18 protein-coding genes and 1 tRNA gene are annotated in these 26,333 nt (G+C 29.0%); 11 read left to right on the top strand and 8 right to left on the bottom strand.

Going from position 1 to position 26,333, the window contains the following annotated elements:
- A partial coding sequence (locus tag KKE07_00630) for a hypothetical protein (GenBank protein ID MBU4269367.1) occupies positions 1 to 1,849 on the top strand: 1,849 nt, incomplete at its 5' end.
- 44 nt (positions 1,850 to 1,893) lie between these two features.
- On the opposite strand, the gene KKE07_00625 is transcribed toward KKE07_00630, so the two are convergent.
- The 3 genes from KKE07_00625 to KKE07_00615 all read right to left on the bottom strand — a co-directional run bounded on the left by KKE07_00625 (position 1,894) and on the right by KKE07_00615 (position 7,728).
- Positions 1,894 to 4,401: a valine--tRNA ligase gene (locus KKE07_00625; protein MBU4269366.1), complete on the bottom strand. Its 2,508-nt coding sequence runs from the start codon at positions 4,399 to 4,401 to the stop codon at positions 1,894 to 1,896.
- Positions 4,402 to 4,562: 161 nt separating this feature from the next.
- On the bottom strand, positions 4,563 to 6,329 hold the full coding sequence (locus KKE07_00620) for an AAA family ATPase (GenBank protein ID MBU4269365.1): 1,767 nt from the start codon (positions 6,327 to 6,329) through the stop codon (positions 4,563 to 4,565).
- Entirely contained in the window at positions 6,319 to 7,728 is a 1,410-nt protein-coding gene (locus KKE07_00615; GenBank protein ID MBU4269364.1) for a hypothetical protein, read from the bottom strand. Before KKE07_00615 ends, KKE07_00620 begins: the two co-directional genes overlap by 11 nt.
- 143 nt (positions 7,729 to 7,871) lie before the next feature.
- Here KKE07_00615 and KKE07_00610 point away from each other — a divergent pair, with 143 nt between their 5' ends.
- A complete protein-coding gene (locus KKE07_00610; protein ID MBU4269363.1) occupies positions 7,872 to 8,912 on the top strand; it encodes a J domain-containing protein in 1,041 nt (346 codons plus the stop codon).
- Positions 8,913 to 9,113: 201 nt separating this feature from the next.
- Complete coding sequence (locus KKE07_00605) at positions 9,114 to 10,388, top strand: hypothetical protein (GenBank protein ID MBU4269362.1); 1,275 nt, start codon at positions 9,114 to 9,116, stop codon at positions 10,386 to 10,388.
- 125 nt (positions 10,389 to 10,513) lie between these two features.
- Here KKE07_00605 and KKE07_00600 read toward each other — a convergent pair whose 3' ends face one another.
- Both KKE07_00600 and KKE07_00595 read right to left on the bottom strand, forming a co-directional pair.
- Positions 10,514 to 12,718, bottom strand: a complete 2,205-nt coding sequence (locus tag KKE07_00600) for a tetratricopeptide repeat protein (protein ID MBU4269361.1) — start codon at positions 12,716 to 12,718, stop codon at positions 10,514 to 10,516.
- A 21-nt stretch (positions 12,719 to 12,739) separates the two neighbouring features.
- Positions 12,740 to 15,058: a tetratricopeptide repeat protein gene (locus KKE07_00595; protein ID MBU4269360.1), complete on the bottom strand. Its 2,319-nt coding sequence runs from the start codon at positions 15,056 to 15,058 to the stop codon at positions 12,740 to 12,742.
- Positions 15,059 to 15,208: 150 nt separating this feature from the next.
- Between KKE07_00595 and KKE07_00590 the strand changes: the two genes are divergently transcribed.
- From KKE07_00590 to KKE07_00575, 4 genes are all read left to right on the top strand, one after another.
- Entirely contained in the window at positions 15,209 to 15,928 is a 720-nt protein-coding gene (locus KKE07_00590) for a site-2 protease family protein (GenBank protein ID MBU4269359.1), read from the top strand.
- A gap of 18 nt (positions 15,929 to 15,946) precedes the next feature.
- Positions 15,947 to 17,146 (top strand): tyrosine--tRNA ligase, encoded by a 1,200-nt coding sequence (locus tag KKE07_00585; GenBank protein MBU4269358.1) that lies wholly within the window; start codon positions 15,947 to 15,949, stop codon positions 17,144 to 17,146.
- Positions 17,147 to 17,244: 98 nt separating this feature from the next.
- Positions 17,245 to 17,832: a ferritin gene (locus tag KKE07_00580; GenBank protein MBU4269357.1), complete on the top strand. Its 588-nt coding sequence runs from the start codon at positions 17,245 to 17,247 to the stop codon at positions 17,830 to 17,832.
- A gap of 44 nt (positions 17,833 to 17,876) precedes the next feature.
- The gene (locus KKE07_00575) at positions 17,877 to 18,140 is read left to right on the top strand and encodes a hypothetical protein (GenBank protein MBU4269356.1); all 264 of its coding nucleotides are present in this window, start codon (positions 17,877 to 17,879) and stop codon (positions 18,138 to 18,140) included.
- A 2-nt stretch (positions 18,141 to 18,142) separates the two neighbouring features.
- Here the strand turns inward: KKE07_00575 and KKE07_00570 are convergent, their stop codons facing one another.
- On the bottom strand, positions 18,143 to 19,174 hold the full coding sequence (locus KKE07_00570) for a DUF2608 domain-containing protein (protein MBU4269355.1): 1,032 nt from the start codon (positions 19,172 to 19,174) through the stop codon (positions 18,143 to 18,145).
- An 83-nt stretch (positions 19,175 to 19,257) separates the two neighbouring features.
- A tRNA-Ser gene (locus KKE07_00565) sits at positions 19,258 to 19,351 on the bottom strand.
- A 241-nt stretch (positions 19,352 to 19,592) separates the two neighbouring features.
- Here KKE07_00565 and glmU point away from each other — a divergent pair.
- From glmU to KKE07_00545, 4 genes are read left to right on the top strand one after another with little or no spacing between them, the layout of a single operon-like run.
- Positions 19,593 to 21,068 carry a bifunctional UDP-N-acetylglucosamine diphosphorylase/glucosamine-1-phosphate N-acetyltransferase GlmU gene (gene glmU, locus KKE07_00560; GenBank protein ID MBU4269354.1) on the top strand — a complete coding sequence of 492 codons (1,476 nt, stop codon included), beginning with the start codon at positions 19,593 to 19,595 and terminating at the stop codon, positions 21,066 to 21,068.
- Positions 21,065 to 22,327, top strand: coding sequence for an exonuclease SbcCD subunit D (locus tag KKE07_00555; GenBank protein MBU4269353.1), 1,263 nt, complete (start codon positions 21,065 to 21,067; stop codon positions 22,325 to 22,327). Before glmU ends, KKE07_00555 begins: the two co-directional genes overlap by 4 nt.
- A 20-nt stretch (positions 22,328 to 22,347) precedes the next feature.
- Entirely contained in the window at positions 22,348 to 23,688 is a 1,341-nt protein-coding gene (gene cysS, locus KKE07_00550; GenBank protein ID MBU4269352.1) for a cysteine--tRNA ligase, read from the top strand.
- Positions 23,689 to 23,718: 30 nt separating this feature from the next.
- Complete coding sequence (locus KKE07_00545) at positions 23,719 to 24,450, top strand: hypothetical protein (protein ID MBU4269351.1); 732 nt, start codon at positions 23,719 to 23,721, stop codon at positions 24,448 to 24,450.
- Here the strand turns inward: KKE07_00545 and alaS are convergent.
- Positions 24,443 to 26,333, bottom strand: a 1,891-nt coding sequence (gene alaS / locus KKE07_00540; GenBank protein ID MBU4269350.1) for an alanine--tRNA ligase, incomplete at its 5' end; no start/stop codon positions are given. The genes KKE07_00545 and alaS overlap by 8 nt on opposite strands.

Below are 26,333 nucleotides of genomic sequence, written 5' to 3'. Positions count from 1 at the left end.
TTTGGATATTTATGCGCTTGCACATAGACGCGAAGCTCATAAAGCATTTTTAAAGCATGGAACCGATACTCAACCTTTAACTGCTTTAATTTTTAATAAAGCTGATTTTCCATTAAATCAAATATTTCCAAATTCTCAGGTTAATCCTGCAGGTGAATTTTATAATCCGTTTATGGATTTAATGACTATAAAACCCAGAGCTACCTATTATGAATGGGGAATGAATCTTGGTGCTCGTCTTGAATATCCTGTTTATAAAAATAGGGGTAGAATTGGACTTCGAATGAATATTCCATTCAGATCCATTGAAATGGAACGAGAAGATATTACATCACAAGTTGATGATCCAACCCAAGATTATATTCTTACGCGTGTTACAAAAGTTGGTAATTTTGTTGCTGGTCCAAAATATGAGAATTCTGTAGATGTATATGCTAAAGCTTATAATATAAATTTTATATCAAAATTATTTCAGGATCCATCCAGAAATCCTGCGTTGCAATTTGCAAATCAATCTGTAAAAGTTTTTGGTGTTGAAATTGCAAAAGATTTCAATACAAATGAAGGGCAATTTTTATCTACAATAAAACCAGTTGCCGGTGTAATTTTTAACGAATCAGGCAAAACCGTTCCAAATGAACCTAATTTTACAGACGCTCTTTGGGGTTATGTTGCCGCAAATGCTGCAGGTATTGCAATTGGTAATGATATTGCTTCCGGAGCTAATGGCGGTTATGGAGCCAGAGCTGGAAGCGGAACTTCACCGCTATCTGTTGATAAACGTTATAATTGGGCTTTTGATGCCGGTGATGATGTAAAAAAAGCTGCAGATAGTTTAAAATCTCGTCAAATTACTAACAATTTTTCCGCCCCGCTGGCTGCAGTTCCGGCAACAGAAATTATGAATGCGCCAAATATAGCTTTTTTTAGCAACGATAATGACACAATAACAAATGTTGATTATAGCAGCTGGATGGATGCAGGATATCCTACTTTAATGCCTGAAGAACTGGAAAAAAGTTGGTTGGTTTTGGGCTATAATAATGGTAATTTGGTTCCCGGAGCTAAGACAATTGCAGATGCAATTGATAATGCCGTTGCACTTTATGATGAAGATCCTTATGAATGGTTATTAAATAAAGGTGATTACGAATTTGAAACTCAAACTCGTACCGGGCTTGGTGACATAGACTTAGATCTCTTTTACGAACACATTTTTTCAGATGAATGGATAGCAGAACTTATGGTTGGAGTTAGATTTCCAACCGGAAGTGGTGATGATTATACTGAAAATCCTTACAAAGCTCATCTTGGAAATGGTGAACATTTCGAAATAAAACTTGGCGGAATGGGCGCTTGGAAACCTTTGGATTGGATGAACTTAAAATTAGATACATATGTATCTTTTGTTCTTGAAGGCAATGAAAAACGTTGCGCAGCATTTGAAGGAGCACAAATTAAAAATATGGGTCCAAGAGTTGATGCCGATGTTGATTGGACATATTTTGTTTTACGTTTGGATTCAACGTTATTCCATCCAAAAACAAATGACATTTCTGCAACTGTAGGTTACGAATTTTATTATAAAACAAAAGATAATATTCATTTTAAAGATAGAACAATTACTCCATGGTACGGAGATAAAACCGACGGTACCTCTTTGGCTGCAACAATTAATAGTGGACTTGCCGAAAAGAATACGGAAAGTATTGCACACAAACTTCGTGGCGAAGTTAGAATTCAAATTAATGAATGGTTTGAACTTGTTGGCGGCGGAGCGTTTACTTTTGCCGGTCAAAATATTCAAAGAGAACTTGATGCTCATGGTGGATTTAGCGTAAGATTCTAAAAGAATATAAAATAAAAAGCCCGATAATCTATCGGGCTTTTTTGTTAGTCTAAATTAATTTCTATATAAACTTTTTCATCAATTTTGTTTAAACCGGATTTTTCAAAAGCATTATTACTAAAAATAATTTCTTTAGCCTTAGTAATTCCTTTTAAAAGAACATCTTCTCTTTTTATAAGTTCAAGTAACTCTTTATCTTTTGAATTTATATTTAAACTTTCCAGTTCTGTTTTAAGTGATAACTGATTTTCAGTCTTAAATTTTCTTACTTGTGATATTAATTCTATTAATTTATTAAATAAATCGGCATCTTTTTTAAATTCAAAATTAAATCTTGAAAAATCAAATGTAATATTACTTAAACTGTTTATTTTTTCATGCGATTTATAAATACTTTGATAAAGTGTTTCTGTGATATGAGGTAAGAATGGTGAAAATAGTTCTAAAAGTCCAAAACCGACTTCATATAAAACAAATTTTGTATTTTGCAAACTTTTTTCATCATAATTACTTGGATTAAAAATTTGATCTTTTATAAGTTCTAAATAGTTATCGCAAAAATTATTCCAAAAGAATTTTTCAACTTCTTCAAGCGCTTGTGTGTAGTTATATTGATCAAAATAAAACTTATAACTTTTAACCGTAGTTGCAAAGTTTTGCAAAACCCATTTGGATAAGTTATCTAATTTTAATTCTGAAGTGTTAAATTTTTCATAAGACGCGAGATGATCTTTGAAAAATCTAAATGCATTCCAAAGTTTTGTAATCAATCTCTGGCCAATTTTCAATTGGTTTTCACTAAATGCCGTATCGGTTCCCAATTTGCCATTTGCCGACCAATATCTAATTACATCAGCCGGATAAGTTTCAAGTAACTTTTCAGGGCCGGGGACGTTACTGTTGCCTTTGGATTTTGAAATTTTTTCTTTTCCTGAAAGAACATGCCCTGAAATTACAATCTCTTTCCAAGGAATATCATTGTTATGATAGTAAGATTTAACTATTGTATAAAAAGCCCAAGTTCTAATTATATCATGAGCTTGAGGTCTCATGGACATAGGTATATTTAAATTGTTGGTGGCTGGCCTGCCAGCCGTCTTGTCCGTCGTAGCCTCGGCGAAGTCGGAAGCCTTGTGCGAAGGCTGGGGCCAGTTTGTATTAATTTGTGGTGTTATCGAAGATGTATTCCATGTGTCCATTATATCGGTATCACCTTTAATATTTGCGCTTGAACAGTTTGGACATTTTTCTTTAAAATTTGTTTCTTGCGGATCTATCGGTAAATCTTTTTCATCTGCTAAAATTACGTGACCGCAATCTTGGCAATGCCAGACCGGAAATGGTATTCCATAAAATCTTTGTCTTGAAATACACCAATCCCAGTTAAGATTTTCTACCCAGTCTTTATATCTGGCTTTCATGAACTCAGGTTTCCATTCAATTTTGTCGGCAAGGGCTAAAAATTCTTTTTTGTGATCTAAAATTTTTACAAACCATTGTTTTAAAATTAAATATTCTATCTCTTGTTTGCAACGTTCATGAACGCCAACGTTGTGAACTATCTTCTTTTGAGCTAAGAGTTTGCCGGAAACTTGAAGTAGTTCTAGAACTTTTTTACGAGCATCTTGAACTTTTAATCCTGAAAGAGGTCCTGTTTTTTCTGTCCAGATACCGTCAAAGCCGATAGCTTGAATAAATGGTAATTTATGCGTTTTGTACCAATAAATATCTGTTTGATCTCCGAATGTACAACACATTACAAGGCCGGTACCTTTTTGCATATCAACTTTGTCATCTTGCAAAATTGGCACTTCATGCCCAAATACAGGTACAATTGCTTTTTTGTTAAGTAATTTTTTGTATCTTGTATCTTGCGGATTAAAAAATAGCGCTACACATGCGGGTAAAAGTTCAGGTCTTGTTGTTGCAATTATTAACTTTTCGCCGTTGGCTGTTTCGAATTCAATATCGTTAAATGTGCTGGAAATTTCAGCATCATCCATTTCTGCTTGTGCTACAGTTGTTCTGCAGGTTGTGCAATACAAACTTGGTTCTTCTTTGCGGTAAATAAAGCCTTTATTATATAAATCTATAAAAGAATATTGAGATATCTTTCTTACTTTATCTTCGATGGTTGAATATATTTTTGTCCAATCGATGGAAAGTCCCATCTTTTTCCAAAGATTTTCAAATTCTTTTTCTACTTTTGCAGTTTCGGATAAACAAAGTTTTATAAATTCCGAACGTTTCATCATGTGGCCTTTTATGCCATGCTGTTTTTCTACAAATCTTTCCGTAGGTAATCCGTTATCGTCAAAACCCATTGGATAAAAGATGTTAAAGCCAAGAAGTCTTTTGTATCTGGCAATTATATCTGTGTGGGTGTAAGAAAAGATATGCCCTGTATGTAGAGTTCCCGACACTGTTGGAGGCGGAGTGTCTATGCTAAATGTTGGCTTTTTAGAATCTTCATCAAATTTATAAACTTGTTCTTTATCCCAAAGTTCTTGGGCTTCACGTTCAAATTTTATATGTTCGTAATGTTTATCCATCGAACTAATTCTTTCGAAATAAATTTTTTTGGGGGTGCCATCCCGGCCACCGATCCAGCCTTCGCATAAAGCTTCCTGCCGTCGCATAAAGCTACGACGGACAAGCCGGCGGACAGGTCCGGGATCCAGTCCATATTTACTTTTTTTATTATAGCAGCAGCTTATTTGTTGTCGAACCCCAAATTTTGTTCAAATCTTTCGCGTTGTTTTCTTGCTATTTCCATATCATGTTTATGCTCTGATATTTTTTGTTCAATTGCATTATTGACTACTTCTAAAGTTAAAACACCGTTGCCTAAATTGTAAGCACAAGTTCTAAATTCAGATATCAACTGCTCTATTTCACGACCTGAAAAACCATCTATTAATTTTGCCAGCTCAACTATAAATTCAGGATTAATTTCTTTTGGAATTTCTATAGACATATCAATTCTTTTTTTATCTATCAAAATTTTTCTTTTGTCGTTTATTATATATTTTTCAAAATATAGATTTAAAATTTTAATTCTTTCTTCCAAGCTGGGAAGATTAAATTGAATTTTTTTATTTATTCTGCTTAAAACTGCCGGATCAAGTTCATTTTCATAGTTTGTTGCAAAGACAAATATAATCTTTTTGCTACTTGTACCGGTTCTTGATAAAAAGGCATTTAATAAGTTTGTCTGGGCATTGGCCATTGTTCTGCGATCTCTTAAAAAAGAATCTGCTTCATCTATAAAAACTAAAAGACCTTTTTTGCTATTTTGGGCCCAGTCAAAAAGTTTGTGTAATTCAACAACGGCTTTACCATCTGCAAATTGTGAAAAATCAGCACCTGACATTATGGCATAATCTATTCCACATGCGTTGGACGCACTTTTTGCAGCCATTGTTTTACCTGTACCTGGTAAGCCATAAAATAGGATGTTGCTAAATGGAAGATCGTTTTCATAATTATTTTTTACTTCCATGGCAAAAGCGTCTAAAACGGCTTTGGTTTTTGGCTCCAAAATTACATTATTTAAATTAAATTCAGTTGGCTGTTTTTTAAAAACTGCGTTTGCAATAGATTTTTTTAATCCCAATCTGCTGGATTCTCTGACAAGTGTAGGCATGCCAATTTTTGAATCTAAATAATTAAAGCCAATTTTTCCGCCATAATATGCTGCTATCATTGCGGCGGTTGTTGCGGCTAAAAATGTTCCACCTCTTGTTAAAGTTTCTTTTGAAGTTAAGTTTTTTATTGCAGTTCTTATGCCTAAAATATATTTTACGGTTTCTGCTTTACGATCTTTTTCTTTTTCACCTTTTGTGTAAAGATGGTCTATTCCACCGCCTATAAGTTTGTTCATATTGCCAAAAGTTAAATTCTGAACATTATCAACTAGTTTTTTTAAATTTTCTTCTCTGACTTTATATGAAGCTAAAAGCCGTTCTTTTTCTTCTTGCAAACTTTTAATATAAGATTCTATTACTTCATGGCTTTCCATAAACTCAGTACGATATTTCCAGTAACCATCTTTAACTTCTATTTTTAAGTACGGCTTTTCTTTTGAGTTCCCATATTGTGCTTCACGTATTTTCTTGTCTACTTCTGTTATTTGCTCATTTAAGCTTTTTGTATTTTCTTCTATTGTGTTATCTATATCTTTGGCTATTTTTTCTCCAAAATCTGCAAAACCTTTACCTATTTTTTCAATTTTATCTTGATGTTTTGTTAAAAGTTCACCCAGAACGCTTGGCTTTTCGTCTGATTCTGAATCGTCATCATCTTTTTTTCCAACACCAAAAAGTTTTCCAATAGTTTTGAAAAAATCACTAAGGTCTTCAACTTTCTTTTTATCATTTTCACTCATTGGTATATTTCCAATGTTCATAGACTGAGTTGGTGGTGTGAAAAAGTTTAAAAAAATAATGGTGATTAATAGCTTTGATATTTTATGTTGCATAATTGTCTCCAAAGTATAATTTGTACGTATCATATATATTTTTTATCAATAAAATATATGCCGGTAACATTATTAAAAAATTTATTTGCTGATCTTTTGCATAATAAACAGAATTTTTTGTTTTTAACCAACTATAAAAAGATATTTTATGTGCATTGGAAAAAAAGCTTTTTATCTTATTTTCCACATCAATAAAAAGCTGATAATTTTGCTTAGTTTTTTGTGGGTATAATTTTGATAATTTATTATATTCACCTATTAAATTGATAAATTCATATATATTATTACCAATATATTCAACTTTTTTTTCGGTATAAAATCTATCAAAATTTTTTATCACGGAATTAAAGAGAAATAGTTCTTTTGCGAATGTAAAATAGTATGTGCCCAAAACGTCTGATATGGCATCAAATGCTTTTGGAGTAGTAGTTTTTTCAGGCTTTGTTATTTGATATAAAAATGCGACAATATTTAACATGCTTTTTGCTTCGATTAACAACCCTTGATTTCTAAATGATGGTCTATTTATAAAGAATTCAACTAAAGAAGAGACTTGTATTGGTTCTTTAAAGATAAATGCTATTATTGGATTTCTAAAAAGATTAATATTGAAATTTTTAAAATCGGGATGCAACAAATCATCGTAATTTACATATCTATCGTGATAAATTTTGTCTTTTATTAATCTTATTGCTTCGGCAAATGAAAAATATCTAACTATTGCCATTGGATTTTGCTTTAGCATTGTTAATAGCTTAATTTTTTTACTTTTTTCAAAATATTGGGTTAAATTTTTTTTTAATTTTTTTGTATCATCTATTTCAGTTTCATCTATTAATTCACATATTTGATCATTATTCTCAACGATTTGTTTTATTTCCAAATCTGCATATATGTTGTTAAATTCTTTAAAAAATAATCTATCGTTTATAATATCTGCAATAATAAAAAATAATCTTATTATGTCATCACCATAAAGACCTATTTTTAGTGGTCTGAAGAATGTTACCTGTTCAATTTCTCTTTCTGTAAGTTTTGCTTCTTTAGTATTTCCCGCCAATTCTGCTAAAAAATCAACAATTTTGTGTAATTCTATTTTAAATTCATAAATACTGAATTCACCTAATTGTTTACTTCTAAAATTATTTAATTTTGAAAAAATTGATTCAGAATTATCTTCTTTATAGCTTTTATATTCTTCTTCTATACCTTTTGTTAAATCATTGTAGTTTTTTTGAAATGCTGAAATAAATGCACTCATGCCCTTTATTTCAGATTCAACATTTTTTATTTCGTCTGAATATTCGTTTTGTGCATTTATCAAACAAAAACTTGTTGCAAAAAAGATAAAAAATAAAAATAATGCTAATTTTTTTCTGCTAAAATGCAAAAAATGCATATGATGTTTTCCTATTTAAAAACCCCTCAAAATAAAGATATAAGTTAACAAAAGTGGCTTATTAGTCAAATTATGATTTTATTGAAATATTCAATAAACTAAATAAAATTACACAGAATCTAAGTTTTTAATGAAAAGTTTTTATGAAGCTATTTAAATCATTGATTTTATTACTTATTTTGGGTTTATTTCCGACACGAGAAATTAAAACCAATATTTCGTTGGATCAAAGAAATGTAAAAATTTCGGTTGCTCTTGGTCTTTTTGCAATTTCTCTGGCAAGATTTTACCTGGCAAATTATATTGAATTTGCAGATGAAAATGAAACAAAAAAGGCGAGCTTTAAAAAAACAAAAATGTTTTATCTCTTTTTAGATTCAGTTGTATCTGGTGTTAGATTAACCCATGGTTCACTATTGGAAATTGGAATTTTATTAAATAACAGCATCTTTTTTCTAATAGATCAGTTTGATAGAGAAATAAATAATTTGAATCAAAATGATAAAGATAGTTTAGAAAAAAGAGAAGATTTAAAAAAAGATATATCTCAAAATAAAAAGGATATGATTAAAGTTATCAAAAAATTGCTACTTGTTACAGATATGTTTTTTTTTCTTGCTGAACTTTCTGAAAAAGAAAGGCAAGATGAAAAAATGTTGGCATTTACAGGTTCGTTTATTAATACGTTATCAAGATGTGTAGATGTTGAATCTTATAATGTTAATTTAGTTGCAGCTTTTATGGAAAGTGTCATTTTTGTTTTAAGTACGGCATCTTATTGGAAATACTTTTTTAATAAAAATAAATTTAATAATAATTATGATAATAAAAAAACATATAATACATCAAATGAAAATGACTCTTTAATTAAACAAGCGCGATTGTTAACATTATTGGATGTCTATAGACTTATACTTAACTTACCGGATGATTCAAGTAAAGAAATTATTAATAAAAAGATAAAATATCTCACACTCAAAATACATCCCGATAAGGTCAAAAAAGAAGATAAACTTATTGCAACAAAAGCATTTGCTGCTCTAAATTCGGTAAAAGAATATTTGGATGGTGGTGCGTTTAATAGAAGATTGGTTGAGGATATTGAGGTAAGGCGTTTTTTTGTAAAAATTAATAATCAAATATTGAATGAGTTGCGTACTAAATATAAAAAAGAAGAAATATAAAGGTTAAGCATTATAAAGAAAACATATTAACGATAATTTGTTTGTTGGTCAATTTTAAAAAATTTTGTTAAATCAAAAGTTATAAATTTAACTCAAAATACATTAATTCATATTTATAATTTGACTATTAGATTTATTTTGATTAAAAATATTCTTATTTTTGTGAAAAATTAATTTTTTATTTTATTAAATAGGATATTTATGAAAAGTGTAAAAAAAATTTTAACTACAATGATGTTTATTCTATTTACAAGCCAATCTGCTTTTGCATTACAAAAATCAAGTTATGATTCGCAAGGATTAAGTGTTGCTGATTATATTGATTTGGGACTTATTGGAGCCGATGTAGCAAGATTCTTTGCTGCAGTATATTCAGATAAATTTTATAGAGGTGAAAATCAAAAAGGCTTTAATATAGCTTGGAAAAGTTATTTAGTACTCGATGCCATTGATTGTCTTTTAAAGCCTGATATTACATCTAGAGGTATATTGGCGTACGATATTTATAGTTTATTTAAGAATAAAAATGTTGTATCAGAGTTTTCAGATGATATTGATATAACTCCGGCACTGAATCTTAAAGGGATTAAATTACAAACGTTTTTAATTTGGCTTAAAAATGTTTTATTTTTGATGGATTCTACATTTTCTATTGTAGATAAACTTACATTTCCTTTGCAATCAAAAATTTCATATGTCTCTTATGGAGCGAATGTTTTTAACGGTTATGGTATTTTGAGTTCTAAAGTTATTGATCAAGAAACAAAAATTGATGTTTTTGAAGGTATGAATTATAGTTTAAAAAATATGGCTGAATTTTTAAGAAAAGAGTTTAGTGGTCTTTCCTATGCTGATATTTCAGTAATTTTTAAAATATTGGCAAGATCTATTGATACAAAAAATTGTAAAATTGTTTCAAAAAAGGGTATAGCTTTTGTCTTATTGCCAATTTTAGGGGCTTTTTTAAAAAATTATTATAATCCACAATTAGCGGATGAAATTGAAGGAAATGTGCAAAGAGGTTTGTCGTATCTTTGTGTTGCTAAAAAAAATCTCTTTAGTTGGACAAATATTTTGGGTATTAAAACTAAAAAAGATGCCAAAAATTTTAATACGTATCAAAGTGAATATTTTACCTATGAAAAGATTAATTTTGAGGATATTTGCAATAGTATGATTAACGATATAGAAAAATATAACACATATAACGATACTATTAAAAATAAGGCGATTTCAAAGATCAACAGGTTTAAAGATGCATTTAAAGAAATGATTAAAGATGATGAATATGATTTCATTACTGCCTATAATAAATGGCTTGCAGGTAAGACAAAAACATTTGAATATAAAGCATGGAAAGGTTCAACCTGTGAATATAAAGAAATATCCTATGATACATTAATTGCTGATAAAGATGTTTATAAATATATTAAAGAGATAAATGAGCTAAAAAATAAAGAAGAAGAAAAATTCTAGAATGAAGTGCGACATCTATTCTGGTATACTCCAGAAAAAAAACAAAAAATTAGCTTCTAAAAAAAATTAAATATTCACAGATAAAATCAACAAAACACGGTGCCTGCAAAACACCGTGTTTTGTTTTAGACCGCTATTTCTTTGAGCAACCCAACAGCATCATTTTTAACCCCCAAATGTGGTGGGTTTGAAATTAAGTCGTTAAGAACTTTTAAAGATTCTTGTTTATTATTTGTCTCGATTAAACATTTGGCTATGTGTAGCTTTGCATATGGAAAGGTTTGTACGTCATGTTCACATTGTTTAAATAATGGCAATGCCGTTTTAAAATCACGTAAATTAATCAATGCTTGCGCCAAATTATATGCCGCAACTAAATTGTTTGTATCTTTTTTATAAATAAGCTCAAAATTATTTGTAGCATTTTTATAATCTCTTTTTAAATAATAAATATTAGCCAGTTGCGTTAAAGTGTCTAAAAAGTTTGAATCTTGTGCTTTTATAGTTTCAAAGCTTTTTATGGCCTCATCAAGTTTATTTAATTTTAAAGCCATTTTTGCATGTTGATAGTAAAATTGTAATGTTTGATAATTTCCAATTAAAGCCTTTTCATAAGAATCAAAAGCAAGCTCAAGCATATTTTGTTGTTCGTACATAAAGCCTTTATTAAAATGGGCTCGGCTGTAATAAGGTCTGTGTTTAAGTGCAAGATCAAAACAGATTTCAGCTTCTTTGTAATTTTTTTTAATAAGATGTAATGATCCCAAATTAAGATACATTTCAGGATGGAATTCACTCATATTTATTGCTTTGGCATATTGTTCCATAGCCAGATCATATTGATTTTTTGCCTGATAGTGAAAAGCAAGATTGATTATGGGCTCTGCATAATTTGGATCTATAACACAAGCTTTTTTGTAAACTTCTATAGCTTCATCAATTCTTTTTGCATCCGAAAGCGCTACGCCATAATTGTTCCATAAATTTGCTTTATTTGGTGCATTTTTTACAGCATGTTGCCAATAAGAAAGTTCATTTTGCCAAATTTTATTTTGAAATTTACTTGAAAAACCGGAAATTATTATTAAAAAAAATAATAAAGTGTAATGTACAATATGCTTTTCAAAAATTACAAAATTTTTTATGTAACTGGCTGCTTTTTCGAGTAAATAAAATAATATAACGGCAAGTAAAAATATTATTCCGAAACTTGAAATATATGTTTTGTAATCACAAACAAGTTCCGTTGATGGAATAAATGAAGCCCTTGGAAGAACACCTATAAAAAACCAAGCTATACCAAAACTAAAAAAATTTGCCTGATTTTTTATAAAAGCTATTAATGCAAGTAAAATTATTAATACAATAGCAATAAACGGGTATATGAAATCAGGTTGATATATATTTTTTGTAAGTACATATCCATAGTCAAAGGCCAATGGTTTTGGAATTACATATATTCTCATGTAATGTAATAAAACCTTAAATTGAGAAATAAAATAATTGCCGGATTCTATTTTTTGACCGTGTGATTCGGTTAAAATATTCCCTCTGTTATTTGAAATTGGATTTTTAATTATTTGTGTTGAAAATTGAACCGGTTTAAAACCCAATTGATAAAGTGTTCCAAATACAGATATAAAAATTAATGCATGAACCGGAATTCTATGTTTTAAATTTTTTAAATTACCCTGGGCAATAAAAGATATATCAATTAATAAAATTAAAAACGGCAATGTAATTACAATCTCTTTTGTACCGGCAGAAAATATTGCACTAATAATGGCTAGAAAATATAAAAAATATTTTAGGTATTTATTTTTTTGATATGCAGCATAAATAAACAATATGGCTGTTAATACAACAAAAAATAAAACCAGGCCTTCCAGGCTCATTTGTGTAATATAGGTTACCGTTTGAGTTTGTGCCGGATGTAACAAAAATAATAAACTTGAAAAAGTACTTATTAAATAACAATTTTTTTTCAAAAAAGAATCTTGGTTTAGGTTGGATAAAAGTTTTATTAATATGAAAAAAATTATAATTCCAATTGTTATGTGTAAGGTTAAATTAAAGATTCTGAACGCTGTTGGATTTTCTCCGTAAAATTTATAGATTACTGAATGTAAAAATCTGGAAATCCACCTTGAATATGCAAAAAATATTCCGTGCAAAAAATTTCCTTTTATTATATGAAAATTTTCAATTATCGTTGGCATATCGTCATAAATAAAAGGAAATTTTAATGTTGATAAATAAAATAAAAAAGTAATTATTGAAAGTATTATTGGTGTAAAAATTTTTTGTGTTAATGAGATTTTTGTACTCATATTAATACTCCAAATAACAAATTAAGCTTTTTTATTTGTTTTATTCTCTTTTTCATCTTTCGGTTTTGCTTGTGCCAATATATTTTTCAAATCACCCATTTTAATACTACCATTTCCTGATTTTATAGTTCTTTGCAATTCAATCTGGGCTTTTTGATTTCTTATAGCTTGCTTAAAATCATCGGGTGCTTGTGCTTTTAATAACTCTTCAAGATATTTATCAACTTCTGCCGTTCTGTTTAAACTTTCAAGGCATGCTACGGCACGTAAATGTGCTTGACCCGGAGCGTTTGGCATAGATAACACTTTTTGAAATACAACTAAAGCTTTTTCAAATTCTTTTTTTGATAAATAAGTTTCTGCCAAATTATATGCATATCTTCCATCGACAGGATTTTCAGATACCAAACTTGCATATATCTTTTCAGCTTCATCAAATCTTTTTAACATGTAATAAGAGTTTGCAAGGTTAAATTGAACGGCTTGTTCTTTTACGCCAAGTGATATTATTTTTTCAAAAGCATATGCAGCATCTTCATATTTTTGCAATCTTATACTTAATTGTCCTAGTGTGAAAAACCCTTCGGGTGTATCAAGATCGCCTTCTGTTGCTTTTTTAAAAAATGTCCAAGCTGTTTGTTCATCAGATTTTTCCATGTAAAGCCGGCCTTTGTTATAGTATGCTTTGCCATAATATGGACGAAGTTCTATTGCTTTATTTAAAAATTCTTCAGATTTAACATAATCTTTTTTACTCAAATATAGTGTCCCAATATTATTGTATGCTTCAGGATAATTTGGGTTAATTAATAAAGCCATATTTAGCGCTTCTATTGCTTTATCTATTTCATTTTTCATTGAATAAGCAACGGCAATATTACTTAATGGATCCGAATAATACCTATCCAAAGATATTGCTTTTTGATAATGTTTTATGGCTTTATCAACTTTGCCGCATTCAGAAAGTGCAACTCCGTAATTATTGTGTCCTCTGGCTTTTAATGGTGCTTTTTTTACTATATCATGCCAAAATTCTTCTGCTGTTCTCCATACTGTATTTCTATTATACGTTGCAGTTCCTACCGGTATTAAAAAAATTAGTAATACTGCAATTTGGGCAAATTGTAAGAATTGAACCTTTATGTTTCTTATTTGACTTGCGATAAATATGGCAACATAAACAAGCGCTGATGCAAGTAAAAATAACCAACCAATAGATGCCAAATAAGTTTTATAGTCGCATAAAAGTTCCGGTGATGGAATTATAGTTGTTCTTGGTGCAATTGTTATAAAAAACCATGATAATCCAAAGACCAATAAACTATTTTTTTTATTAATTATTGAATAAATTATAAAAATAACGATTGCAAATAATACTAAAAATGGAAAAAATGAATCGGCTGAAAAAAATCCTGTACTTAGCTTCCAGTCGTACTCTACGCTTATTCCAAATGGAACTATAAATATCCAGAGATAGTGTAAAATTACTTTAAATTCTGAAATTAAAAATTCCAACGGTTTTATGACATCTTGCGCATGGTTTGTTAAAATATTGCCTCGATTATTTGCTGTTACCATTTTTAATGATACTGCACGTGTGAAAAAACTAAAATCCATATACTTTGAAAAATAAAAAAGATAAAAAAAAGCGGCAAATCCAAGATGATAAAATATTCTGGTTTTAAAATCTGACCAGTTGCTTTTTGATATAAAAAACCAATCACACAAAAATAGTAAAATTGGAGTTATAACTATTATTTCTTTCGAGCCAAATGATAGTATCGAAATTACTGCGCTTAAAATAAACAGAGCTGTCTTTAAAATTTTATTATTTGTTAAAAGTGCATTAACTAAAATTAACAGGTTGGCAAGAATAAGCATGGATGCAAGCCCTTCAAGTCTTCCCTGAATGATATAAGATACGGTTTGGGTTTGTACCGGATGTAATAAAAATAGCCCCGATGTGGCAAAAGCTATTAAAATTGAATTCTTGTAAAAGAAAGATGTTTTTTCAAGTTTGTTTAAAAGAGTTAAGAGTAAATAAAAAAGTAAAATTCCTGCAGTTATATGTATAAAAAGATTAAATAGTCTGTAATAAAATGGGTTGAATCGATCCATTTCGTAGTTTATTCTGTTTAACCAATCTACAATCCATCTGGAGCAAAAAAAACGAGTTAAAGGATTATCGTTTCTAATCGCAAATTTTTTTGTGATATTTGCAAGATCGTCAAATTGAAATGGATATTTTAATGATGGATAATAAAATAAAAATGTGGTTATCGTTAATATGGCTGCAGATATATGTTTTTGAATAAAATTAAATAAATTTTTATTCTTCATAGCTTCTCCTTGTCTTTTAAAACTCTATTTTCATATTTTTTAAAATATTAGATATAAAATTTCTATATGTCGAATAAAAAATTATACTATTTGACCCTGCAATTATAATAATCTAATATTTTAGATATTTAACTTAAGGGGTATTTGATTATGTTTGATAATAAGATTTTGGAATTGTTTAGTGTTTTGGCCATAATATTTCCGGCTTTTTTATTAATTTTTACATTTAGAGGTTTTTTTAAAGCCTTGATTGCAAAAATTTTGGGCGATTCTACGGCGAGCGATAATGGATTTTTATCGTTAAATCCATTTGTACATATAGATATAGTAGGCTTTTTATCTATATTGTTTGTAGTTTTTTTTCTAGGGGGACTACTTTCCGGATATGTACCATTGGTATTGCTTTTTTTAGTTATTATTTTGGTTGGAGCTCGGTTTACTATACCGGTTCCAATTAATGAGAATAAGTTTAAATATTATAAACTTGGTCTTTTATTTATGACGATTTTAGTTCCGGCGCTAAGTTTTTTGATAGCATTAATTTTTATGTATTGCATAAAGTATTTCCCAATAAGTTTGGTGCCAAAATATGTTTATACATCTTTTATAGATATTTTTAAGACAATCATGGAGTTTTCAATATTTTTTGGTGTTTTGGATTTAATTCCGTTGCCTCCATTTGATGGCGGTAGAATTATAAAATTTTTATTACCAATAAAATATGAATGGGTTTATTATTGGCTAGAAAAATATTCGTTTTTTATTTTTTTAATTGTGTTTTTTATGCCGGTAGTTAGTAACTATTTTTTTGGAATGGTGCATATATTAACTTTTTTCGTAAAATATTTTTTAACTATTTTGGTTTTTTAAATATTTTGAAAGATTAAAATGAATAAAGATTTAAAAAAAAGTTTGGAAGTTTTAAAATCTGGAACAGTTCAAATTTTACCTGAAGCCGATTTTTTAAAGAAATTGCAAAGTGGTAAAAAATTAAAAATTAAATTTGGTGCAGATCCAACGGCACCCGACCTTCATTTGGGTCATGTTGTTGTTTTTAACAAATTAAGACAATTTCAAGATTTGGGACACGAAGCTATATTTTTGATTGGTGATTTTACAGCATTGATTGGAGATCCTTCAGGAAAATCAAAAACTCGACCACCTTTAACTGAGAAAGAAGTTGAAAAAAATGCAAAAACCTATTTGGAGCAGGTTGGTAAAATACTTGATATAAATAAAACTACGGTTGTGTATAACTCTCAATGGTTGTCCAAATTTAAATTTGATGATGTGTTAAAGTTGGCCGGAAAAGTTACAGTTGCAAGAATTATAGAACGAGAAGATTTTGCTAAGCGATTATCAGAAAATAGTCCAATTGGAATGCATGAACTTTTTTATCCTTTAATGCAGGGCTATGATTCTGTTGAACTGCATGCCGATGTTGAACTTGGCGGAACAGATCAGACGTTTAATCTTTTAATGGGGCGCTTTTTGCAAGAGCAGGTTGGTCAAGAGCCTCAAGTTATAATGACAATGCCTTTACTTGAAGGACTTGATGGCGTTAAAAAAATGTCTAAAAGTCTTGGAAATTATGTAGGACTTTGGGAAGCTCCGGATATTGCATATGGAAAGTTGATGTCAGTTTCTGACGAGTTAATGTTTAAATATTATTTATTATTATTAAACAAAACGGAATCAGAAATAAAAACTATAAAAGAAGACGTTTTGAGCGGTTCTGTGCATCCTATGAAACTTAAAAAACAGATGGCCTATGATATTTTATCTAAATATTGGTCACAAAATGATGCTAAATTTGGCCAAGAAAAATTTGAAGCTCTTTTTCAAAAAAAAGATTATTCACAAGCAACAGAAGTTCAATTGAAAAAAGATTTTAAAAATCCTGTTTGGATAGTTGATTTGTTAAAAGAGTTAAAAGCGGTTGCAAGTTCTTCAGATGCAAAAAGATTGATTGAATCGGGTGCAGTTTTAATTGATAATCAAGAAATAAAAGAATTTAAAGCTGAAGTTTATTGGAAATCCGGTTTGACTATAAAAGTTGGAAAACATAAGTTTTTTAAAATTAAATAGCATGCTTTTGTAGCTGTTTATATTTTAAAATATTCAAATTACTTGCTTTTTATTTAGATAATTCAGTAATAATACTCTAAAGGATAAAGGAGAGTTTTATGAAAGATTGTTGTAATATTAAGTATTTATTATTATTCATGGCAATTCTAGTCGGATTGTTTTTTGTTTTCAAGAAAAAGTTTTTCAAGAAAATACGTTTTAATAAAACGATTATATCAAAAGTTGTTTCAGCCAAAGATAAAGAAATTTTAAAATTATTAAATAAAGCTTTAGCTGACGAGTGGCTTGCTTATTATCAATATTGGGTTGGCTCAAAAATTGTTAAAGGCGAATTTTCCAAAGAAGCAGTTGTTGAAATGGTACAGCATGCATCTGATGAAAAACGTCATGCCGATATGCTAACTGAACATATATTAAAATTAGGCGGTATACCTATTTTAGATTTTTATAAATTAGAGGATATTTCCGGGTGCGGTTATACTACGCCACCGGCTTTGGGCGATATCAAAATTATTTTAGAACAAAATATTGAAGGTGAGCGTTGTGCTATAAAATTTTATAAGAATTTTTTAACCCAATTGAACGAAAATTATCAAGCATTAAAAAAAGATATAGAGACGATTTTAAAAGATGAAGAGGAACACGAAGTTGATTTAAATGATATTTTGAAAAATATAATTGAGTAAAAATAAAATTATAAGGGGTGTATTTTACGGTGAGGGGTATGGGGATGAAAAAGTTAAAAATTTTTCTAGTTTTAATATTAGTTTATTGTAATATTTTTAGCATGTCAGATGTTGGTGAAAATCCTGAAGTTAACAAAGACCCTGAGCTTGTTATATTGCGCAGAAGCCAGACGCGAAAACTTTCAGATATATTAAAAGAGCGCGATCTAGATAAAAAATCTAAAAAACGAATTGAGCAACTGTTGGGTGAAGATATTTCAGAGCAACCTGAAATAGATCGTGTATTGAATATTTTGTTTGGTGAGTAAAATTAACTGTTAATTTTATTAATTTTTTCCAAAATTTGGTACTTAGCTTTTTTAGTATTAATTTTAATTTGCCACCAATTTTTTCCTGCATATTTTTCAATAAAATCAAAATCTTGCTGTTTTAATTTTGGAAAATCTTCATATCCGCCAAATTTGTACCAAATACCAATTATTTTAATGCCAAATTGATTTAATGAACTTACAACATCTTGTACATTATCTAATCTATTATCAATAAATATTACTTTTTCCGGTTTATAATTAATTTTGTTAAAAAATTTTATTATTACAGAACCCTTTTGAGTTGCTTTTGTAAAATTTTTACCACGAATTAAATATAAAATATTGTTTTCATACCCATAGCCGTATTGATTTTTTACCGGGGCTTCTTCTATTGTTTTATCATAAATGGATATTTTATTTAAATTTATTCCGGCATCACTTAAATTATTTGATGTAAATTTTCTGACTTTCCACTCTCTTGCTGTAAAAGCCATTGTTTTGATATTTTTTTCGTGAAGAGAGTTTATAAAATCAGAAATATTTTTTTCCATTGGAATATAGCTTATATTTTGTTCAATTAGATTCCAAAGTAATACCATTTTTTCATTAACTATTGGACGTAAATATTCTTTAAATTCTTTTATTATAAATTCGTTGTTATCATATTCAGGTTTTTTTGCTTTAATACTTTTGATTATTTGATATATATTTTCGTTATAATAGTGATCAGTTATATAATCGCTCATTAGTCTATATAAACTTGAATTTATTGGATTATCATTTGTATCTATTTTTAAATTTTCTTTTAAAAGAGTTAAGTCTATATCAAAAACAATTAAATCATTTTGATCCGCATATTTTGCTACATCTTTTATTGTATTGGATATAATTATGCCATCAGATGTTTTAATCTCTTTATGTATTCTGTTAAATAGCCCAAAATAATTGCATCCGCAAGTTGTTAAAAGTAGTATAAATAAAATTGGTTTTAGAAATATATATTTAGATATTCTTATTTTGTTTGGCTTCATTAAAAACTCCCCTCAAATATTTTTAATATATTACTTTTTATTTTGGTATTGGCCTGCCAGCCGTAGCTCGTTAGAGCGTAGGTTGGTGGAGAGAGTGAGATTCGAACTCACGGTTCCGGAATTAACCGGAACAACCGCTTTCGAGGCGGCCGCTTTCGACCACTCAGCCATCTCTCCACAACATAAGTTTAATTTATATTTTTTTTAATAAAATTACAAAGCTCTACATAAAATAAACCTAAATTAATAATACTTTTTAACTTATTTATAAAAATAATTGATTTAAATTTTAATAAGTCATAACATTATCAAAGTTTTGAAAAAGATTGAGAATTACTGTATTTTTGATACAAATAGAAACTTGACGATTAGTAAATTATTTTATTAAATAAAAAAACTTTTTGTTGTTAGGAGAAGAATGAAAACACTTAATACCAGAGCCATAGTGCTTGCGGCAGGTAAATCTTCAAGATTTAAGACAAATAGAAGTAAGTTACTTTATTCAGTTTGTGGCCAGCCAATGATTCTGTACACGATAAAGTTATTAAAAAATTTAGGTATTTCTACAACAGTTGTTGTTGGTTATCAAGCTGATGAGATTAAAAAATTGATTAAAGATTCTGCGTTTAAAGTTGATTTTATTTCTCAAAAAGAGCTTTTAGGTACCGGAAATGCTGTAGGCATAACTAAAAAAACATGGGATAAAGACAATATATTGGTTATGAATGGTGATGGTCCATTGTTAACTGAAGAAATAATTGAAGAACTTCTTTATTCTCATAATAACAGCGGTGCAGTTGTAACATTTTTATCTTCACATTCTATGAACCCTGAAGGTTATGGCCGAGTTATTCGCGACGGAAAGCATGTATCTATAATTGAAGAGCGAAATCTTACGGATGAACAAAAATTTGTAACATTGATAAATAGCGGAATTTATTTATTTAAAAAGAAATTTTTACAAGACAATATAGATAATATTCAGTTGGATTCTATTAAAAAAGAATACTATCTTACGGATTTGGTAAAAATGGCAAGTGATCAAGCATTAAAAGTTAAAACCATTCCTGTGCCTTATGATAATGTTCGTGGTGTTAATACTTTAGAAGAGCTTTGGGCTGTAGAACAAATAAAAAGATCTCAAATAATAAAGCATTGGATGACCCAAGGTGTTCGTTTTGAGCTTGCACAAAGCATTCATATAGACTGGGATGTTGAAATTGGAATTGGATCTTATATTGGAACCGGAGTTCATATAATTAGGGGCACAAAAATAGGTTCTAATTGTACAATCAATGCTTTTTGCATAATAGATAACTGCCAGATTGATGATAATAGTTATATTCATTCACATACTGTTGTTCAAGATAGTAAAATTGGTAAAAACAGTCATGTTGGTCCATTTGCAAGACTTCGAAATAATGTTGTGATTGGTAATAATGTCAATATCGGAAATTTTGTAGAAATAAAAAACAGTGAAATTGCAGATGATTCAAGTGCAAAACATTTAACATACCTTGGCGATTCTACAATTGGTAAAAATGTAAATATTGGTGCCGGAACCATTACTTGTAATTATGATGGTGTGAATAAACATAGAACCGAGATAAAAGATGGTGTATTTATTGGAAGTAATAATACTTTAGTGGCTCCCGTTGTAATAGAAAAAGACGCATATACTGCTGCAGGTTCCACTATTACAAAAGATGTTCCCAAGGAAAGTTTGGCAATAGCAAGAGCCAGACAGGAAAATAAAGTTGGATATGCAAAAAAACTAAAAAACAAAAATAAAAAAGAAACTGAAAGTTCTGTTTCAAGTTCAGTTCATAAAGAAAAAAGATCTAAACTTAATTTTGTAGGAGCCGTGAAGCCTAAGAGCGCACAGAATTTATGATTAAATTTTTTCATACTGCCGATATACATTTAGGTGTTGAAAATTACGGCAAAATAGATATTAAGACGGGAAATCATTCCCGTCTTTTAGATTTTAGGGATAGTCTTAAAAATATTGTTGATGCTGCAATTAAAGAAAAAATAGATTTCTTTTTATTTTGTGGCGATGCATATAAAACGGCATTTCCAACGCCAACTCAACAAAAACTATTTATGATTGAATTATTTAGATTGCAAGAAGCCGGGATTCCGGTCATCTCGGTTGTTGGAAATCATGATCATCCATTAAGTTTTGGAAAATCCAATTCTTTGGATGTTCTTGATTATTTACCATTAAATGGTTTACATGTTTTTTCAAAACCCGGAATTTTAAAACTTGAAACAAAAAGTGGGCCTATACAGATAGTTGGAATTCCATGGCCAACAAGAAATAATTTAATAACCGATAAAAATTTTCATTTAAAAAATTATAAAGAAATTACGGACTATTTATCTAAAGCCGTATATGAAATAATTTTGAATTTGTCGGAACAATTGGATAAGAATATTCCGGCAATTTTGGCTGGGCACTTAACAGTTTCTTCCGGAATATTTTCCGGATCTGAAAAATGTGCGATTTTTGGTAATGATCCTATGTTTTTACCGTCACAACTAGCTTTAAATTGTTTTGATTATGTTGCACTTGGCCATTTGCATAGATTTCAAAATTTAAATTCACATGGGTATCCGGCAGTTGTTTATTCCGGTTCAATAGAACGAATAGATTTTGGTGAACGAAAAGAAGAAAAGGGTTTTTGCAAAGTTTTTATAGATGAAAAACTAGATGATAAAAGATGCTCTTTTGAATTTGTAAAACTTAAGATAAGATCGATGATTCAAATTGAAGTTGAATTGAATGATAATTCTGATTATACCGAGCAAATAGTTGAAAATATTAAACGGCATGATATTCAAGATGCTATAATTAAAATTGTTTATCATGTGCCGGACGGTAAAAAAGATAATGTTGATTTACAAGTGATTCAAGCTGCGTGTCAAAGTGCAATTAGTCTTGCATCTATTGTTCCTGTGCGAAAAAATATAAAAAGAGATCTTAGAACTGAATTAAATGTGGATATGAATTTGGATATGCTTTTAGATAAATATCTTGAGACTAAAAATATTTCCGGGCAACAAAAAGATAATTTAGTTGCAAAAGCTAAAGAATTATATTTAGAATTTAATTCAAAACAAGCTGAACAGAGTCAAGAAAAAATATAAATTTTTGGGGTGTAAAATTTATGAAATTAATATTAACAAATACTTTAACAAGAAAAAAAGAATCATTTGTGCCATTAAAAGATAAAAATGTAGGTATGTATGTGTGCGGTGTTACACCATATGCAGATTCGCATATTGGCCATGGCAGATGTTATGTTAATTTTGATATTTTATTCAGATTATTAAAATTTTTACAATATGATGTAACATATGTTCGAAATATTACAGATATAGACGACAAGCTTATAAATAAAGCTAAAGAAGAGACTGGTAATATTCTTGATTATTTGCAAATTTCACAAAAATACACAAAAAATTTTTGGAATGACATGCAGGAATTAAATAATTTAAAACCTACATATGAACCTAAAGTTACAGAAAACATACAAGAAATTATTAAATTTATTTCAAGTTTAATAGAAAAAAAACATGCATATGTTTTAGGAGCAGATGTATATTTTGATGTTTTATCGTTTGAAAAATATGGAAAACTTTCAGGAAAAAAGCTTGAAGATTTAAAATTGGGTTCTCGTATTGAAGTTGATGAACGAAAAAAACATCCTGCAGATTTTGTTCTTTGGAAGGGTAATGGCGAAAAGCTTTTTTGGGAATCACCATGGGGCTATGGCCGTCCCGGATGGCATATTGAATGCTCCGTAATGGCTCAAAAGTATTTAGGGCAAACTTTAGATATTCATGGTGGCGGTATGGATTTAATTTTTCCTCACCATGAAAATGAAGTTGCTCAGTCTGAAGCTCATAACTTAAATGTATTATCAAAATATTGGATTCACAATGCATTTATAAATGTAAATAAAGAAAAGATGTCCAAATCTTTAGGTAATTTTTTTACGCTAAAAACAGTTTTTCAAAAATTTGATCCTATGATTTTACGTTTTTATTTTTTACAACATCATTATAGAACACCAATAGAGTTTACTTTGCAAAGTTTAAATGCTGCAAAAGCGGCATATGAAAAACTTGTAGTTGTTTTTGAAAACGTAAATATTTTGAAAGAGATTACAATTTCTGACTGTGAATCAAATTCTTTATTATCAGAAATGCTATCAGCTTTATGTGATGATCTTAATACTCCAAAATTTCTTGGAATTTTATTTGAAAATTTATCTAAGATAAAAGAATCTCAAGATTTGGCAGTATTGGTTAAAACTTTCGTGAACGCTGTTGTTGGTTTAAAATTAGACGCTGTTTGTGAAAAATTTGAAATTACGCCTGAGATTGAAGATCTTATTAAAAAACGAGAACAGGCAAGAATTGATAAAAATTGGGCTTTAGCAGATGAAATTAGGGGACAGCTTTTAAAGTTGGGCTATGAAGTTCAGGATAAAAAAATAAAATAAAAAAAGTATTTTTAAGGGAGAGTTTATTTTATGAAGAATTTTTTTAATTTTTTTTTATTTATATTTTTGTTTTTAATGCCATCCATTAGTTTTGCCATGATACCATCTCCATCCAGTTTAGAAATTTATGTCTGTGCTTGGCCAGATGATAATGATATTGATGGAATTATTTACGTTTGTGACAATAATTTAATTGATAGGATTAATTCTATTGATCCGGTTACAAATTTAACGCCATTACAATTTTTGGTTATAAAATTCAGACAATTTCCAGATCAATCTTTATTTTGTATAGAAAAATTGAAATCTTTAGGTGTAAATATTCTGCATAAAGGAAATCAGACATGGTCTCCATTGGAAAGAACTTTGGAAAAACAAAATTGGAATTTGGCAAATATATTTTTACAAGATTTTTCTATGAGAGTAGAGCCAATTATTTTAACTAAATTTTTAGATATAGAAGTTGCCATTAAAGATGGATATGAGCATATTGTTAAATTTTTGGTTTTGAATAGAAAATATGGGTTTGATAAGCTTTTGGATTTATATAAATATGCTCAGGATACTTATAATAAATATCGTGAAAAAAAAGGTTCAAAAAATTTTAATCAAAATTTATATATTTCTTATATAGGAATTTATAGCTTTTTATATAAGCAACTTGAATTATTATCTTTTGAAAATGTTAATAATAAAGCAAATGCCAATAATGCTAATTTTGATTTAAAACCGTTAAATTTTGATATAAAAACTCTTAAATAGCTTTCAACCACATAATAATTTCTTGTTCGATATTATTTTCAGGTTGTTTGCCGCCGCCTTGAATTAAAGTGTTGCTGCCGCCACCTTTAAGACCAAATTTTGCAAGTATATCTTTTGAAAATAATTTTAAATCAATTTGTTTTTCAAAATTTTTACTTACATATCCGAAGAAAGAAATTTGATCCGGTGTTTTAAAATTTGTGTTTACTATGAAATAAAAACCCTGAGCTTTTGTTTCTATTGATTCACATATTTCTTTAAATTGAGCTGAATCAAAATCTTGAAGATTTAAAAACAAAAATGGGATTTTACCGACATGTTTTACTTGGTTTTGCCACTCAGGAATTTGGGCTTTTAATATTTGTTTTTTAAGCTGTTTGATCTGTGAATTTAAATTATCCATATTCTCAGTTTGTTTTTCAATTGCAGTAAGAATTTGTTCAGGTTTAACTTTAAATTTCTCTACAAGAGTTTTTATTGTATCAAAACTACTTTGAAAAGTTTCTATAGCCTTAGGTCCTGTTATACCTGTAATACGTCTTACTCCGGAAGATAATGCTACATCACTTTCTATTTTAAATAATCCTATATCTCCGGTGCTATTAACATGCGTTCCTCCGCAAAGCTCAGCCGAAAATCCCGGTACCTGAACAACTCGAACTTGTTCAGGATTATATTTTTCACCAAAAAGGGCTGTTACACCGGCTTTTTTTGCTTCTTGTAAAGTTGTATAAAAAATATTTAATTTTATATTTTCTTGTATTTTTTGATTTACAATATTTTCTATTTTTTCTGCATCTTGTTTTGATATTGCATTGTTACTTGTATAGTCAAATCTAAAAAAATCACTATTTACAAGAGAACCGGCTTGTTGAATATGTTTACCCAATATTTGTACGAGTGCCGCTTGTAATAAGTGAGTAGCTGTATGATTTTTTGCCGTATTTGATCTTGAATAATAATCAACTATGCATTTTACTTTATCGCCAAGTTTTAGATTTGCATTTTTAATTTTTACAGCAATGGCCGGATTTTGAGTATTAACTGATTTATAAAATTCTTCTATTTCATAAATCTTATTATCTATGTTTAACCAACCTTTATCACTTATTTGTCCGCCGGATTCAACGTAAAAAGGTGATTCTTTAGTTATTATCCAGCTAAAATCTTTTTCTTTTAAAATAAAATTTATTTCTGATTCAAGTTCTAATTTTTCATAACCTAAAAATTTTGTATTTATATCTTCAGGTATATCTAAAACTATAATTTTATCTTTTGATTTTTTCCCGGATTGTTCTTGCTGCTTTTTCATTTCTTCATTAAAGCCTGACATATCAAGTGTAAAATCTTGTTCATTTGCAATAACTTTTGTTAGCTCGGATGGAAATCCATAAGTGTCATATAATTTGAAAACTTGTTCTCCGGACAAATAATTTTTATTATTTTTTTTGTTTTCTTCAATATATTTTTCAAGAATAACTTTTCCGGATTTTAGATTTTCACTAAATTTTGCAATCTCATCGTCAAGCGTTGCCAATATTAATTTTTCATTATCTTTTAATTCTTTATAAATTAAAGAAAAATAACTTATAAATTCTTTGGATAAACTTGAGAATAATTTTGGGTTATCTGAAAGTTTTTGCGCAAATAGAGCCGCTCTGCGAATTATTTTTCTCAAAACATAACCTCGACCTTCATTTGAAGGCAAGCAACCGTCGGCGATTAAAAGTGAACTGGATCTAACATGATCACATAGAACATGAAATGCAGCTTTAGTATTTTTATCTGATTTGTCATAAGAAAGTTTTGTTAAATTTTCGATTTTTTTAATTATTGGCGCAAAAATTTCCGTTTGAAAAACAGAGTCTTTTTTTTTGTAAAAT

The organism is Candidatus Dependentiae bacterium, from assembly GCA_018897535.1.
GTDB lineage: Bacteria > Babelota > Babeliae > Babelales > UASB340 > UASB340.
The sequence above is the reverse complement of the archived record's forward strand: the minus strand, read 5'-3'. Positions and strand labels throughout refer to the sequence as shown.